Below are 14,351 nucleotides of genomic sequence, written 5' to 3'. Positions count from 1 at the left end.
ATGGAATGGAACGCCCCTGCCTGTTTGGTCTTATGCGTGTCGGGCTGGTGCCGGCGCTGGTGCTGACGCTCGGCATCGCCGGTGCATCCGCCCAGACCGCCCCAGACGCCAGCAAGGACGCCAAGGACAAGCCGCTGGCCGCAGCACCGGCGCAGGCTCAGACACCACCGGCACAGCCGGCCCCGGCCCCGGCTCAGGCCGCGCCGACGCCTGCCACCGCTGCCCCAGCCACGCCCCCGGCCGCAAGCGAAACGCCGGCTGCGTCGCCTGCTCCCGCCACGCCCCCGGCTCCGTCAGCGACCCAGACCCCGGCGGCGCCGGTCGCTCCGGCGCCGGTGCAGACCGCCGATCCGTTCGGAGAAGAGAGCACGCTGGAGCCGAAGACGGTGGTGATCCTGAAGGGCAAGGCGAACTGGGACAACGCCTTCGACAGCCTGATGGATGCGTTCAAGGCGCTGACCGCGCTGCTCGACAAGCAGGGCATCGCGCCGAACGGCAACCCGATGATCGTCTACACCTCGACGGATGATTCCGGCTTCACCTTCCAGGCCCAAATTCCGGTGCCGCAGGAGCCGAAGAACCTCGCCAAGTCGATGAGCATCGGCAAATCGCCCGACGGCAAGGCGCTGAAATTCGTCCACCGCGGCTCCTACGACAACATGGACAACACCTACGAGGCGATCACCAACTTCCTCGACGACAAGAAGCTGGAAGCCAAGGACACCTTCATCGAGGAGTACGTCACCGACCCGCTGAAGACAGCCGAAGACAAGCTGGTGATCAACGTTTACGTGCCGATGAAATGAACATGCTCCGCTCGCTCTCCATCGCTGCTGCCTGCTGCCTGATCGTCGCGCTTCCGGCCCGCGCTCAGGACGCCCCGCCTCCGGGCATCGTCGTGCGCGGCGAAGCCCACAAATCGGTCGCGCCCGACACCGCCCTGATCGAAGCCGGAGTGTCGAACTTCGCCAAGTCGGCCCGCGCCGCGGCGGAAGCCACCAATCTGGCGATCGGCAAGGTGCTGCTGGAGTTAAAGAACGCCGGCATCGACGGCAAGGACATCCAGACCTCGCAATTGTCGCTGCAGCCGCAATATGCCGACCGTCCCGGCCCGAGCGAGGTCACCGGCTATGTGGCCAAGAATATCGTATCGGTGCGGGTCCGCGACATCGCGGCGGTGGCGGGCATTCTCGATCGGCTGGTGACGGCCGGCGCCAACGAGGTCCGCGGCATCAGCTTCACGGTCAGCAACGCATCGAAACTGCTCGATGAAGCGCGGACCGAAGCGGTCGCCGATGCGCGCCGCAAGGCCGAGATCTACGCCCGCGCCGCCGGTCTCGCGCTCGGCGCGCCGCAGTCCATCGCGGAAGATTCCGGCCCCGGCGTGATGCCGATGCGCAAGATGGCGGCCGACTTTGCCGCCGGTGCTCAGGTCGCGCCGGGCGAGCAAACCCTGAACGTGTCGGTCACGGTGAACTGGGGCATCAAGGCGCAGTAAGCGCGGCGCTCAAAGCTGGAACACCTGCCCCGGCTTCAGCACCGGAAACCGATCGCGCGGGATGCCGCCGGCGTCGAGCACCGCATACAGCGCCTGCTCGGGGGCATCGATCGCCTCGTCGGTGAGCTGGAAGGTGCCATGGTGATTGGCGAGCGCGCGTTCGGCGCCGCAATCGGTCAGTGCCTTCACCGCATCGGCCGGGTTCATGTGCTGATCCTGCATGAACCAGCGCGGCTCGTAGGCGCCGATCGGCAGGATCGCCAGCTTCAGCGGCGCATGAGCGTCGCGAACGCGGCGGAAATGCCGGCCGTCGCCATAACCGGAATCGCACACCACGTAGATCTTGCCGGCGGGCGTTTCGAGCACGAAGCTCGCCCACAGTGCGCGGTTGCGGTCGAACAGCCCGCGCGCGGTCCAGTGCCGGGTCGGCACCAGCGTCACGGCGACGCGATCATTCAGTTCGACGCGGTCGCTCCAGTCGTAGGCTTCGGCGCGGATCGTGGCATCGTGCGCCGTCATCGTCAGATCGTTGCCGAGCGGCGTGATCACCCGCGGCCCATGCGCAGCGGCAAGCCGCGACAGCGTAGCCAGGTCGAGATGGTCGTAGTGGCCGTGCGACACCAGCACCACGTCGATCTTCGGCAGGCGGTCGAACGCGACGCCTGGATCGTTGTGCCGTTTGGGCCCGGCGAAACTGACCGGCGACACCCGCTCCGACCACACCGGATCGATCAGGATGTTCAGGCCGGCGGTCTGGATCAGCCAGCTCGCATGGCCGACATAGACCAGTCTGACGCCGGCGCCGTCGACACGCGGCGGCGGAGTGTCGGCGAACGGGCTCGGAGCCCATTCGGGCCATTGCGCCGGCTTGTGGCTGAATCGCCAGCGCATCACCTCCCAGAAGCTCTTCGGCGGCGCCCCATCGGGATCGAAGAAGCGCGTGCCATCGAAATGGTCGGTGACCGGGCCTTGGTAGTAGCTCATGCGGAAGGTCCAGAAGGAGGAAAGCCCGGCCGTGGCGGCGAGGCCGGCGGCTGTCGCCAGCAGACGGCGGCGCGTGATCAGACTCATCCGCTCATGCGCCGACCAGGGCAACGCCTTCGGCGCTCGCCGCCCGGACCAATGCCGCGTCGAGCGTCGCAAGCCCGATCCGCTCGCGCTGCGCCAGCTCAAGATAGGCGGCGTCGTAGAAGCTGAGTTGATGGCGCCGCGCAAGCTGCATGACTGCGTCGCCGACAGGCAACGGCGCAACGCGGAGCGGGAGACTATCGAGGAATGCCAGGAATTGAGCCGACTGTTCCGGACTCGTTCGGCCGCGGCGCTCACCCTTCAAGAGCACCTGGCGGACCTCGAACCACCAGATTAGCGGGACAACCGCGCCCTCGTGCTCGAGCCTCGCAAGCGCCGCATCGGCGGTCGAGTTTCGCTCGTCCGGGAAATGCCAAACGGCCATGAGCGAGACATCGATCACGAATGGCATCGCTATTCGCGACCTTCATTCTTCCAAGCAATGATCTCGTCGATCGTCGCCCCAGCCGCGCCGCTCCGCAATGCGCGGATGCCTTCAATCGCTTGGCGAGCTGCCTCTCTTCGCTTCTCGTCGAACGGTGGCGCCAGTTCGGCCTCGCTGACACCCTCGCGGCTGATCGTGACGGTTTCGCCACGCTCGACCTCATCGAGCAGTTTCGCGATATTGGCCCGCGCATCTGCCAAGCTGACGTGCTTCATGACCTTGGACCTCGTTAAGCTCTCGAAATATAGCGTCTTTCCGCGTAGTCGGGAGTCCCACCAAGGCACCGGAGCGCCGGATTTCTTGACTTCGGGGGCCTCCGGCGTCTAGATGCGCGCGAAATCTCGAAAAGTGCTCTTTTCGATCCGCCGCCCGGTCCTGTGAGGCCGGAGGTCAACGTCCGACAGCGCGATGCGCCCTCGGGCGCCATAAGTGTTTGGTTTTGTAGGCCTTTCGCCGGAAGGCCGTCGCTGGAATTGGGCCGATGTTCGACAATCTGTCGGAAAAGCTGGGTGGCATTCTCGATCGGCTGACCGGGCGCGGTGCGCTCAGCGAGGCCGATGTCGACGCGGCGATGCGCGAAATCCGCCGCGCGCTGCTGGAAGCCGACGTCGCGCTCGAAGTGGTGCGCTCGTTCACCGAGCGGGTCCGCGAGCAGGCGGTCGGCGCCACCGTCGTCAAATCGGTCAAGCCCGGCCAGATGGTGGTCAAGATCGTCAATGACGAACTGATCGCCACGCTCGGTGCCGAGGTCCAGTCGATCGATCTGAACGCCGTGCCGCCGGTTCCGATCATGATGGTCGGTCTGCAGGGCTCGGGTAAGACCACCACCACTGCCAAGCTGGCGCGCCGCATGACCGAGCGCGACAAGCGCAAGGTGCTGATGGCCTCGCTCGACGTCTATCGCCCGGCCGCGATGGAGCAGCTCGCGGTGCTCGGCCGCGATCTGTCGATCGACACGCTGCCGATCGTCGCCGGTCAGCAGCCGCCGGATATCGCCCGGCGGGCGATGGAAGCCGGCAAGCTCGGCGGCTACGACGTCGTGCTGCTCGACACCGCCGGCCGTACCACGCTCGACGAAGAGATGATGACCGAGGCGGCCGAGATCAAAGCCGCCGCCAATCCGCACGAAGTGCTGCTGGTTGCCGACTCGCTGACCGGTCAGGACGCCGTCAACCTGGCCCGCGCGTTCGATCAGCGTGTCGGCCTCACCGGCATCGTGCTGACCCGAATCGACGGCGACGGCCGCGGCGGTGCCGCGCTGTCGATGCGCGCCGTCACCGGTAAGCCGATCAAGCTGATGGGCACCGGTGAAAAGACCGATGCGCTCGAAGACTTCCATCCGAGCCGGATCGCCAGCCGCATCCTCGGCATGGGCGATATCGTCTCGCTGGTCGAGAAGGCTGCGGCGACGCTGGATGCCGAAAAGGCCGCCGCCGTCGCCGAGAAGATGCGCAAGGGCAAGTTCGACCTGACCGACTTGCGCGATCAGTTGCTGCAGATGACCAAGATGGGCGGCATCGGCGGGCTGATGGGCCTGATGCCCGGCATCTCCAAGATGAAGAACCAGATCGCCGCCTCCGGGATCGACGACAAGGTGCTCAAGCGCCAGGTCGCGATCATCGATTCGATGACCCGCGAGGAGCGCAAGAACCCCGACATCCTCAAGGCCAGCCGCAAGAAGCGGATTGCCGCCGGCGCCGGCATCAAGGTCGAGGACGTCAACAAGCTGCTGAAGATGCATCGCAACATGGCCGACATGATGAAGGCCGTGGGTCGCGGCAAGGGTGGCCCGATGGCCGGCTTCGCCAAGGCGATGGGCTTCGGCGGCGGCCTGCCCTCGCCGGACGAGATCAAGGCGATGCAGGAAAAGATGAAGAGCGGCGACATGCCCGAGGGCCTGCCGGAGCTGCCGAAGGACCTGCCGGCCTCGCTGCGCGGCGGCATGCCCAATCTGCCCGGCCTCACCGGCCTGTCCGGCAAGCCGACGCTGCCCGGCCTCGGCGGCTTCCTCGGGAAGAAGAAATGAGCCCGAGCACTCCCTCGCTTTTGTCGTTCCGGGGCGCCGCGCAGCGGCGAACCCGGAATCTCTCTCGCAGAACAGCTCGGGATTCCGGGTTCGCGCTTCGCGCGCCCCGGAATGACGAACTAATCATTTAGTCACAATCACACACGAACCCCACCTAGGAGATCCGCAATGTCCGTCGTCATCCGCCTCGCGCGCGCTGGTACCAAGAAGCGCCCGTTCTATCACGTCGTCGTCGCCGACTCGCGCTTTCCGCGCGACGGCCGCTTCATCGAGCGTCTCGGCTACTTCAACCCGCTGATGGCGAAGGACAACGAAGCCCGCCTCAAGCTCGACCTCGACAAGGTCAAGGACTGGCTCGCCAAGGGCGCGCAGCCGTCGGACCGCGTGGCCCGCTTCCTCGACACCGCCGGTGTCCGCAAGCGTGAAGCCCGCAACAACCCCGAGAAGGCGGTGCCGCGCAAGGAGCGCAAGGCCGCCGACGGCAAGTAAGCGGGGCGGCTGATGCCGTCCGGGCTCACCTGCGTCGCCCGGCAAGTCTGCGTCGCCCGGATCGGCGCGCCGCATGGCGTGCGCGGTGCGGTGCGGCTGTGGAGCTTCACCGCCGATCCGTTCGCCGTCAGCGACTACGGTCCGCTTCTGACCAAGGACGGCGCGCGCCAGTTCGAGATCGCGAGCGCGCGCGAGGCCAAGAGCCATCTGGTGGTGACGCTGAAAGGCGTCACCACGCGTGACGAGGCCGAACGGCTCAACGGCGTCGAGCTCTATGTGGCGCGTGACAAGCTGCCGCCGACCGAGGCCGACGAGTATTACCACGCCGACCTGATCGGGCTCGCCGCGGTCACCACGACGGGCGATCCGCTCGGCAAGGTGGTGGCGATCCATAATTTCGGCGCCGGCGACATCATCGAAATCGCGCCGCCGTCAGGTCCGACGCTGCTGCTGCCGTTCACCAACGCCGTGGTGCCGACCGTCGACCTCGCCGCCGGCCAGGTGGTGATCGAGCCGCCGAACGAGATCGAAGGCGACACGCCGAACCATCCGGAGGCGTGAGCCTCCAGTCACAGCCGTCATGCCCGGCTTGTCCCGGGCATCCACGTCTGTGTTCGTCGCTATGCTGCAGAGTCGTGGATGGCCGGGACGAGCCCGGCCACGACGACGCATTGCCGAGATCATGACCTGGCGCACCACCGTCCTCACCCTGTTTCCGGAGATGTTTCCCGGCCCGCTCGGCGTCAGCCTGGCGGGGCGGGCGCTGGCGTCCGGGCTGTGGGGCCTGGAGGCGCGCGATATCCGGGACTCGGCCACCGACCGGCACCGCAGCGTCGACGACACTCCGGCGGGCGGTGGCCCCGGCATGGTGCTGCGCGCCGACGTGCTGGCGGCCGCGATCGATGCTGTGGAGGCTGCGGCGGACCGCCCGCGCCTCGTCATGAGCCCCCGCGGCCGGCCGTTGACGCAAAGTCGGGTTGCCGAGCTCGCCGCCGGCCCCGGGCCGCTGATCGTCTGCGGCCGGTTCGAAGGCATCGACCAGCGGGTGATCGACGCGCGGAGGCTCGAGGAGGTCTCGATCGGCGATTACGTGCTGTCGGGCGGCGAGATCGCCGCGATGGCCCTGATCGACGCCTGCGTCCGGCTGCTGCCGGGCGTGATGGGCAAGCTGGAATCCTCGACCGACGAGAGCTTTTCGGCCGGACTGTTGGAATATCCGCAATACACCCGGCCGCAGAGTTTCGAAGGGCGCCCGATCCCCGAGGTGCTGCTGTCGGGCGACCACGCCAAGGTGGCGGCGTGGCGGCTCGGCGAAGCCGAGGCCCTGACCAGGGCCCGGCGGCCGGATTTGTGGGCCGCCAGGCCGGCGCAAACCATTCGGGCAAAGGGCGAATCGCAAAAAACGCCAAAAAACAAGACGGACGGGTGACAAACCCCCAGGATTGCCGTATAGCACCGCCAAATCCGTGCAATGGCAGGACAATGGATCTTTGCGCAGCCCGCGCCGGGATGGTCGGGCGCGCCGCCGATGGAGAATTATCGATGAACCTGATTCAGACGCTCGAAAAAGAGCAGTTCGACAAGCTGTCGGCCGGCAAGACGATTCCGGAGTTCGGTCCCGGTGATACCGTGATCGTCAACGTGAAGGTCGTCGAAGGCGAGCGTTCGCGCGTGCAGGCCTACGAAGGCGTCTGCATCGGCCGCTCGGGCGGCGGCATCAACGAGAGCTTCACGGTGCGCAAGATCTCGTACGGTGAGGGCGTGGAGCGCGTGTTCCCGCTGCTGTCGCCGATGATCGACTCGATCAAGGTTGTGCGCCGCGGCAAGGTGCGTCGCGCCAAGCTGTATTACCTGCGCAACCTGCGCGGCAAGTCGGCCCGCATCGTCGAGAAGAAGCAGGACCGCACCGCTGCGGTTGCTGCCGCCGAGTAATCGGCTTCGACATTTCGGATTTCGAAAGCGCGGCCTTCGGGTCGCGCTTTTTTGTTGCGCCTGCGCTGTGCGCCTGTCTGCTCGGCGAAGCGTTGTGGCCCTGCCGTGACGTGCTATATGGATGGAATGTTTCCAAACCGCCGCCGCGCCTCGAAGATTGTGCTCGACGACCGCAGCCGCCTGCCGTGGCGGTTCTTCGGCCGGTTGACCACGGCCGCGCTGATTAGCTGATCGGCCGACGGCGCATTCGCGCCGCGCGATCCTGCTCACTTCGACAATTCAAAGATCCTTCCGAAGGACCGACACCATGTCCGCCAAGCCCACTACGCTGTACGACAAGATCTGGAACGACCATCTGGTGCACGAGGCCGAAGACGGCACCTGCCTGCTGTATATCGACCGCCATCTGGTGCACGAAGTCACTTCGCCGCAGGCGTTCGAAGGTCTGCGCACCGCGGGCCGCAAGGTGCATGCGCCGGAGAAGACGCTGGCGGTGGTCGACCACAACGTGCCGACCACGGATCGCTCCAAGCCCAATCCGGATCCGGAAAGCGCCGAGCAGATCGCCGCGCTGGCCGAGAACGCCCGCGACTTCGGCATCACCTACTACAACGAGTTCGACAAGCGTCAGGGCGTGGTGCACGTCATCGGCCCAGAGCAGGGCTTCACGCTGCCCGGCACCACCATCGTCTGCGGTGACAGCCACACTTCGACCCATGGGGCGTTCGGCGCGCTGGCGCACGGCATCGGCACCTCCGAGGTCGAGCATGTGCTTGCGACCCAGACGCTGATCCAGAAGAAGGCCAAGAACATGCGCGTGACGGTCGACGGCAAGCTGCCGGACGGCGTCACCGCCAAGGACGTGATCCTGGCGATCATCGGTGAGATCGGCACCGCGGGCGGTACCGGCTACGTGCTGGAATATGCCGGCGACGCGATCCGGTCGCTGTCGATGGAAGGCCGCATGACGGTCTGCAACATGTCGATCGAAGGCGGCGCCCGCGCCGGCCTGATCGCGCCGGACGAGCGCGCCTATGAGTTCCTGAAGGGCCGTCCGCTGGCGCCGAAGGGCGAGGCCTGGGACGCGGCGATGCGCTATTGGGACACGCTGCGCTCCGACGACGGCGCGCATTTCGATCACGAGCTGAAGCTCGACGCCGCTGCGCTGCCGCCGATCGTTACCTGGGGCACCAGCCCTGAGGACGTGATTTCGGTCACCGGCCGCGTGCCGAACCCGGCCGACATCGCCGATGAAGCCAAGCGGCTCTCCAAGGAGCGCGCGCTGGCCTATATGGGCCTGACTCCGGGCACCAAGATCACCGATATCAAGATCGACCGGATGTTCATCGGCTCCTGCACCAACGGCCGCATCGAAGATCTGCGCGCCGCCGCCAAGGTCGCCGAGGGCAAGACCGTCAACGCCAACGTCAACGCCATCATCGTGCCGGGCTCCGGCCTGGTGAAGGAGCAGGCCGAGGCCGAGGGGCTGGACAAGATCTTCATCAATGCCGGCTTCGAATGGCGCGAGCCGGGCTGCTCGATGTGTCTCGCCATGAATCCCGACAAGCTGGCGCCGGAAGAGCGCTGCGCTTCGACCTCGAACCGCAACTTCGAGGGTCGTCAGGGCTTCAAGGGCCGCACCCATCTGGTGTCGCCGGCGATGGCCGCCGCCGCCGCGATCGCCGGCCACTTCGTCGACATCCGCGACTGGCGCTGACACGATCCTCTCGCCGGCTGCGGGCGAAGGCCCGCGAGCTGGTTGGTGAGCAGCGACGCGCCGCCGGATGACGTCCGGCGGTGCTCAGCACCGTGCCGCGCTTACCACGACGGCCCGAGGCCCCAGCCGTAGCTGAACGGGAAGAACGGCGACACCGGGTCGGGCCGGTACCAATGCGGGTGGGCATTGTAGTCGTAGGCGCCGCGCGGCGCGTAAACATGGGTCCGGCGCGGTGCCGGAGACCGCCGGGCGTGGCGCCGCTGTTCGACCCGATGCCGCCGCTGCCGCGCGCCGACGTCGGTCGGTTGCGAGGCCGTCACCACCGGCACCTGGTCCGAAACCGATGGGCTTGCGTCGGCCGGGCTTGCCGCCCCGAGCGCCGCCGCCATAATGGCCGCTCCGATCCATGCTCGCATCGTCACCTCCATCGGTCGCAGGTGCGGATGATGCCGGCCTCCGCGGCGGAATTGCAACCTCCCCGACGACAACGGGCCCGTCCTGCGGGCCCGTTGGTAACTGTTCGGTGTCAGCGCCAGTGCCGGTGATGACGGTAGTGGTGGCGGTGATGCCGGTAGTGCCGCGGCGGAGCGTAGTAGCGCCGAACGTGATGGTGACGGTACGCGCGAGGGTGGTGCCGGTGGTAGTGACGATGGCGGCGGTACTGTACCTCGGTCACCTCCGGCATCGCGCCGCGTTGGACTGCGGTGGCAATGCCCGGGGTCGCCAGCGGCGCCGCCTGCGCGCGGTCGCCGGACGCCGCGATCAGCAACAGGCCGGCGATTGCAGCCAGGCCGGCGAATTTCCAGATTTTCATACGTGACTCCTTGGTTGGCGACGTGCGTCCTCCCGCCGGGCGGTCGGCGTGCGTGCCGCGAGGCATGACCCCCTGACGATCAGGCTGAAGGGCGCGACGTGAATGCGGAGTGAATGCGTCCCCGCGCGACGGCAATGCGCGATGTGCAGCCGGAGTTCCGAGCCGCGAGCGGCTTTGCTTGGTGCCTGGCGTACCGAATGACGGCTGGGATTGTGCCGCCGTCAGGAACCTGCGGCGCTCAGCCGCGCCGCCAGAAACAATTCATCCGCGGCACGATGACGGTGCCGCTCGGCCGATATTCCTGCACATAGGTGGCGCTGCAGTCGCGCACCGCGTTGCGGCCGGGATCGTAGCGCGGAATCACCCCGTCGCCGTCGTCGCGCGGATAGATCGGCAGGCGCCGCGGTGGCCGGGCACGCTCCTGCGCCGAAAAGTCGGTCGAGCGCTCGGCACGTGCCGGAGCGGCCTGTTGGGCCTGCGCCGAGGCGACCGTCGGCAGGCCCAAAGCCAGCGCCAGCCCGAGCGTTGCCGCCGCGATCGTGACCCGCTCCATCTCCACCCGATACATGCTGCCATCCGCCCCTTCGAAGCCCCGCGGCAACGTCCCCGATCGCGGCGCCGTCGTCAACCGCAAGCCGCTTGCCGCCCCCGGCCGATCGCGTACAACGGCGGTCATGTGGATCGCCGCCAAAGCCCCGTCGCTGGCCGAACTGGAACAGATGGCGCACGAGATGTTCGCCAAGCTGCCGGCCGAGTTCCGCTCGCTGTGTGAGGACGTCGTCATCAGAGTCGACGATTTCGCCACCGAAGAGGTGCTCGACGAGCTGGGGGCGGAAAGCGAATTCGATGTGCTCGGCCTGTTCCAGGGCATCGGCCTGCCGCAGCGTTCCAGCCAGGACGTCGCGCCGATGCCCAACATGATCTGGCTGTACCGCCGGCCGATCCTGGATTATTGGGCCGACCACGACGACAGCCTCGGGGAGATCGTCCGCCACGTTCTGGTGCACGAGATCGGCCACCATTTCGGCCTGTCGGACGACGATATGGAAGCGATCGAGGCCAATGCCGAAGGCTGATGGCGCCGGGCAGCATACCGTATCCGACGCTTGACCGCCCGTGACGGGGCGCTATGACCTTCCTCCAAATCCCGGAGACCTCACGATGGACAAGTTCACCACGCTGGAAGGCGTCGCGGCGCCGCTGAAGATCATCAATGTCGACACCGACATGATCATTCCCAAGCAGTATCTGAAGACCATCAAGCGCACCGGTCTCGGCAAGGGCCTGTTCTCGGAGCAGCGCTACAAGGACGACGGCAGCGAGAACCCGGATTTCATTCTCAACAAGCCGGCCTATCGCGGCGCCAAGATCCTGGTCGCCGGCGACAATTTCGGTTGCGGCTCGAGCCGCGAGCACGCCCCCTGGGCACTGCTCGATTTCGGCATCCGCTGCGTGATCTCGACCTCGTTCGGCGACATCTTCTACAACAATTGCTTCAAGAACGGCGTGCTGCCGATCCGTGTGTCGCAGGCCGATCTGGACAAGCTGTTCGACGACGCCGAGCGCGGCGCCAACGCCACGATGACGATCGATCTGCCGGCTCAGGAAATCCGCGGCCCGGACGGCGGTGCGATCAAATTCGAGATCGACCCGTTCCGCAAGCACTGCCTGATCAACGGCCTCGACGACATCGGCCTGACGCTGGAAAAGAAGCCGTCGATCGACGCCTACGAGACCAAGCTGAAGACCGAGCGCGCCTGGGCGTAACGCCTCGGTTCTCCCCGCCCGGTGTGGGAGACGTCCGCGGCGAGCCGCTGCGGCCGCTTTTGCTCGGTAGGACTGGTCGCGGATCAAGCTTTGTGATGGCCGGGCTCGACCCGGCCATTTTCGTCTTTGTCCGAACGTCGGACTCGAGGCGTGGAGTCTCGGGTTCAGGCAGCACCATCGAGTTGGTCTGTGCTCGACATCGTTGGTTGAGTTTCAACCAGGCCCTTAGGCTCCCTGGAGCGGCACGGCGCCGGCTAACCTGCGCGCTACGCGACCACGCAATTGCGTCTGCGCTTACTTCAAGGTTCTTCCGCGACGCCGACGACTGCATCGGACTGAGGCGCTGCCTCGATTCTGATCGTTTGCAATGACGATGCCATGTGTGACGCGGATTCGATTCGCGATCGTGCCACGATGGTCGTATGGACTCCCGCGCCGCATCGTCGCAATCCATGCCGTGCTACGCGGCTCGAAGGCCGCAAGCGGCGGCGCGCGCGTGACCCGATCTCGCCGGGAACTAATCGCTCGGAAGTATGCCGCAACTCTTGCGAACTAGAAGTAATCGAACGGCGACGCCGCATCTTCGATGCGGCCCTGTTCGTGCGCCTGTGACATGAGGAAATCTGTCGGTCGCACGTAGAATCTTCGCGTCTCGATTTGGCTTGGCGTAACGTCGTCTTAAGCCGGCGGAACTAATCCGATCGAAATCCGATCCTCCCGAGACGAACGTCATGAAAATCCGTCTGTCGATCACGACGATGATCGTCACTTTCGCCGTGGTTGTTCTGGTCAGCATCACGGCGATGCTGTCAGTCAATCTGCTGGCGCTGAATCAGTTACGTATCGGCGGGCCGCTGTATTCGCAGATCAAGCTCGGCAACGATCTGGTCGCCGACATCCTGCCGCCGCCGGCCTATGTGATCGAAGCCTATCTCGAAACGACGCTGGCGCTGCGCCGACCGGCCGAATGGAGCGCGCATGCGTCAAAGCTCGAACAGCTTCGCCGCAATTATCTGGACCGGCACAGATACTGGTCGGCCTCCGGGCTCGAACCTACGGCGAAGGCACGGCTGACCGTCGATTCCGACGCCGAGGTGCAGAAGTTCTGGACGGTGGCCGAGCAGGAGCTGATCCCGGCGCTGCGCGCCGGCGACCAGGCGGCCGCGGAAGCCGCCTATGCGAAGCTGGAAAAGGCCTACGCGGCTCACCGCGCCATCATCGACGACATCGTCGAGCGCGCTCACGCGGCAAATGCCGAACTGGAAACCGAAGCTGCTCGCCAGGTCGGGAGTTACTCGACCATCGTTTGGAGTCTGTCCGGCTTTGCAGTGCTGCTGATCGGGCTCGGGGTCGCCGGATTGGCGTTCGGCATGGTCCGGCCGCTGGTGCGGCTCACCGCCGCCATGCAGGCGATGGCTGCCGGCGTCCGCGATGTGGTGATCCCGGGTGCCGGGCGCAGCGACGAAATCGGCGGGATGGCAAAGGCGATCGCCGCGATCAAGACCAACGCCGAGCACAAGGCCGGCGAAGAGGCCGCCGAAAAGAGTCGGCAGGAGCACCTTGCCGCCGAGCGGCGCAGGGCCGATATGGCGCGGCTCGCCGACGGCTTTGAAGACGCGGTCGGCGAGATCATCAAGACGGTGTCGGCTGCCGCAAACGAGCTGGAGGCGGCTGCGCACTCCCTGTCCTCCACTGCGGCGCGCTCGCTCGATCTCGCGGCCGGCGTCGCGGAGTCGTCGCAGGAGGCGTCCGCCGGCGTGCAGTCGGTGGCGTCCGCCAGCGAGGAACTGACCGCGTCGGTACACGAGATCGGGCGGCAGGTGCAGACTTCTGCCACGGTAGCCAATGAAGCCGCCGATCAGGCGCGCCGGACCAATGAACGGGTCGGCGAATTGTCGGCGGCCGCGGCGCGGATCGGCGACGTCGTCGAGCTGATCAGCACGATCGCGGGCCAGACCAACCTGCTGGCGCTCAATGCCACCATCGAAGCGGCGCGGGCCGGCGACGCCGGCCGTGGCTTCGCGGTGGTCGCGGCGGAGGTCAAGGCTCTGGCCGAACAGACCGGCAAGGCGACCGGCGAGATCGGCCAGCAGATCACCGGCATTCAGGCGGCGACCGGCGAGTCGGTTGCGGCCATCAAGGAGATCTGCTCGATCATCGGCCAGATGTCCGAGATCTCCTCCTCGATCGCGTCCGCGGTCGAAGAGCAGGGCATGGCCACCAAGGATATCGCCGTCAACATCCAGCACGCGGCCCACGGCGCTTCGCAGGTCGACGCCGATATCGCCCGCGTTCAGGCCGGCGCCCGCGAGACCGGCGCGGCCTCGGTCCAGGTGCTCTCCGCGGCGCAATCGCTGTCGAGCGAAAGCAGCCGCCTGCGCGCCGAGGTCGGCAATTTCCTGGCCTCGGTGCGGGCGGCCTGATCTGAAGCCTTTGCCACGCACTCCGTCATTCCGGGGCGCCGCGCAGCGGCGAACCCGGAATCTCGAAATGCGGGGCACGAGCTGACCGCAACAATCTCGGGATCGTAAGTCTCGGGTGACCTCGGGATAGTCTAAGAGGTCATCGGGGCGGGCGTAACGAGTTCTCGGGAAG

17 protein-coding genes are annotated in these 14,351 nt (G+C 66.5%); 11 read left to right on the top strand and 6 right to left on the bottom strand.

The window, feature by feature from the left end; translation table 11 throughout:
• Window positions 1-5 precede the first annotated feature (5 nt).
• Window positions 6-806 carry a GyrI-like domain-containing protein gene (locus tag FLL57_RS20895; RefSeq protein WP_142883916.1) on the top strand — a complete coding sequence of 267 codons (801 nt, stop codon included), beginning with the start codon at window positions 6-8 and terminating at the stop codon, window positions 804-806.
• The gene (locus FLL57_RS20890; RefSeq protein WP_142883915.1) at window positions 803-1,498 is read left to right on the top strand and encodes an SIMPL domain-containing protein; all 696 of its coding nucleotides are present in this window, start codon (window positions 803-805) and stop codon (window positions 1,496-1,498) included. Before FLL57_RS20895 ends, FLL57_RS20890 begins: the two co-directional genes overlap by 4 nt.
• A gap of 9 nt (window positions 1,499-1,507) precedes the next feature.
• Here the strand turns inward: FLL57_RS20890 and FLL57_RS20885 are convergent, their stop codons facing one another.
• The 3 genes from FLL57_RS20885 to FLL57_RS20875 are packed head-to-tail and all read right to left on the bottom strand — an operon-like array spanning window position 1,508 to window position 3,226.
• On the bottom strand, window positions 1,508-2,569 hold the full coding sequence (locus FLL57_RS20885; protein WP_047309982.1) for an MBL fold metallo-hydrolase: 1,062 nt from the start codon (window positions 2,567-2,569) through the stop codon (window positions 1,508-1,510).
• 4 nt (window positions 2,570-2,573) lie between these two features.
• Window positions 2,574-2,978, bottom strand: a complete 405-nt coding sequence (locus FLL57_RS20880) for a type II toxin-antitoxin system VapC family toxin (protein ID WP_142883914.1) — start codon at window positions 2,976-2,978, stop codon at window positions 2,574-2,576.
• Between the two features lie 2 nt (window positions 2,979-2,980).
• The gene (locus tag FLL57_RS20875) at window positions 2,981-3,226 is read right to left on the bottom strand and encodes a type II toxin-antitoxin system Phd/YefM family antitoxin (protein WP_013500229.1); all 246 of its coding nucleotides are present in this window, start codon (window positions 3,224-3,226) and stop codon (window positions 2,981-2,983) included.
• Between the two features lie 266 nt (window positions 3,227-3,492).
• Here FLL57_RS20875 and ffh point away from each other — a divergent pair, with 266 nt between their 5' ends.
• From ffh to leuC, 6 genes are all read left to right on the top strand, one after another.
• Window positions 3,493-5,037 (top strand): signal recognition particle protein, encoded by a 1,545-nt coding sequence (gene ffh / locus FLL57_RS20870; RefSeq protein ID WP_142883913.1) that lies wholly within the window; start codon window positions 3,493-3,495, stop codon window positions 5,035-5,037.
• A gap of 168 nt (window positions 5,038-5,205) precedes the next feature.
• The gene (rpsP, locus tag FLL57_RS20865) at window positions 5,206-5,526 is read left to right on the top strand and encodes a 30S ribosomal protein S16 (protein ID WP_011155812.1); all 321 of its coding nucleotides are present in this window, start codon (window positions 5,206-5,208) and stop codon (window positions 5,524-5,526) included.
• A gap of 12 nt (window positions 5,527-5,538) precedes the next feature.
• The gene (gene rimM, locus FLL57_RS20860; protein ID WP_142883912.1) at window positions 5,539-6,087 is read left to right on the top strand and encodes a ribosome maturation factor RimM; all 549 of its coding nucleotides are present in this window, start codon (window positions 5,539-5,541) and stop codon (window positions 6,085-6,087) included.
• Window positions 6,088-6,208: 121 nt separating this feature from the next.
• A complete protein-coding gene (gene trmD, locus FLL57_RS20855; protein ID WP_142883911.1) occupies window positions 6,209-6,955 on the top strand; it encodes a tRNA (guanosine(37)-N1)-methyltransferase TrmD in 747 nt (248 codons plus the stop codon).
• 113 nt (window positions 6,956-7,068) lie between these two features.
• Window positions 7,069-7,458, top strand: coding sequence for a 50S ribosomal protein L19 (gene rplS / locus FLL57_RS20850; RefSeq protein ID WP_011155809.1), 390 nt, complete (start codon window positions 7,069-7,071; stop codon window positions 7,456-7,458).
• A gap of 307 nt (window positions 7,459-7,765) precedes the next feature.
• A complete protein-coding gene (gene leuC / locus FLL57_RS20845) occupies window positions 7,766-9,175 on the top strand; it encodes a 3-isopropylmalate dehydratase large subunit (RefSeq protein WP_142883910.1) in 1,410 nt (469 codons plus the stop codon).
• Between the two features lie 101 nt (window positions 9,176-9,276).
• Here leuC and FLL57_RS20840 read toward each other — a convergent pair whose 3' ends face one another.
• From FLL57_RS20840 to FLL57_RS20830, 3 genes are all read right to left on the bottom strand, one after another.
• Complete coding sequence (locus FLL57_RS20840; RefSeq protein ID WP_041807637.1) at window positions 9,277-9,591, bottom strand: hypothetical protein; 315 nt, start codon at window positions 9,589-9,591, stop codon at window positions 9,277-9,279.
• Window positions 9,592-9,701: 110 nt separating this feature from the next.
• A complete protein-coding gene (locus tag FLL57_RS20835; protein ID WP_142883908.1) occupies window positions 9,702-9,989 on the bottom strand; it encodes a hypothetical protein in 288 nt (95 codons plus the stop codon).
• Between the two features lie 238 nt (window positions 9,990-10,227).
• Entirely contained in the window at window positions 10,228-10,557 is a 330-nt protein-coding gene (locus tag FLL57_RS20830; protein ID WP_142883907.1) for a hypothetical protein, read from the bottom strand.
• A 106-nt stretch (window positions 10,558-10,663) separates the two neighbouring features.
• On the opposite strand from FLL57_RS20830, the gene FLL57_RS20825 reads away from it, so the two are divergent.
• The 3 genes from FLL57_RS20825 to FLL57_RS20815 all read left to right on the top strand — a co-directional run bounded on the left by FLL57_RS20825 (window position 10,664) and on the right by FLL57_RS20815 (window position 14,179).
• Window positions 10,664-11,065, top strand: a complete 402-nt coding sequence (locus FLL57_RS20825; protein WP_013500237.1) for a metallopeptidase family protein — start codon at window positions 10,664-10,666, stop codon at window positions 11,063-11,065.
• 85 nt (window positions 11,066-11,150) lie between these two features.
• Window positions 11,151-11,756 carry a 3-isopropylmalate dehydratase small subunit gene (gene leuD / locus FLL57_RS20820; RefSeq protein WP_013500238.1) on the top strand — a complete coding sequence of 202 codons (606 nt, stop codon included), beginning with the start codon at window positions 11,151-11,153 and terminating at the stop codon, window positions 11,754-11,756.
• Between the two features lie 731 nt (window positions 11,757-12,487).
• Window positions 12,488-14,179: a methyl-accepting chemotaxis protein gene (locus tag FLL57_RS20815; protein ID WP_142883906.1), complete on the top strand. Its 1,692-nt coding sequence runs from the start codon at window positions 12,488-12,490 to the stop codon at window positions 14,177-14,179.
• The last annotated feature ends 172 nt before the right edge of the window (window positions 14,180-14,351 follow it).

Origin of the sequence: Rhodopseudomonas palustris, from assembly GCF_007005445.1 — a bacterium.
In the GTDB taxonomy this organism is placed as follows: Bacteria; Pseudomonadota; Alphaproteobacteria; order Rhizobiales; family Xanthobacteraceae; genus Rhodopseudomonas; species Rhodopseudomonas palustris_G.
Note: the sequence above shows the minus strand (reverse complement) of the source record. Positions and strands in the feature narration are given on the sequence as shown.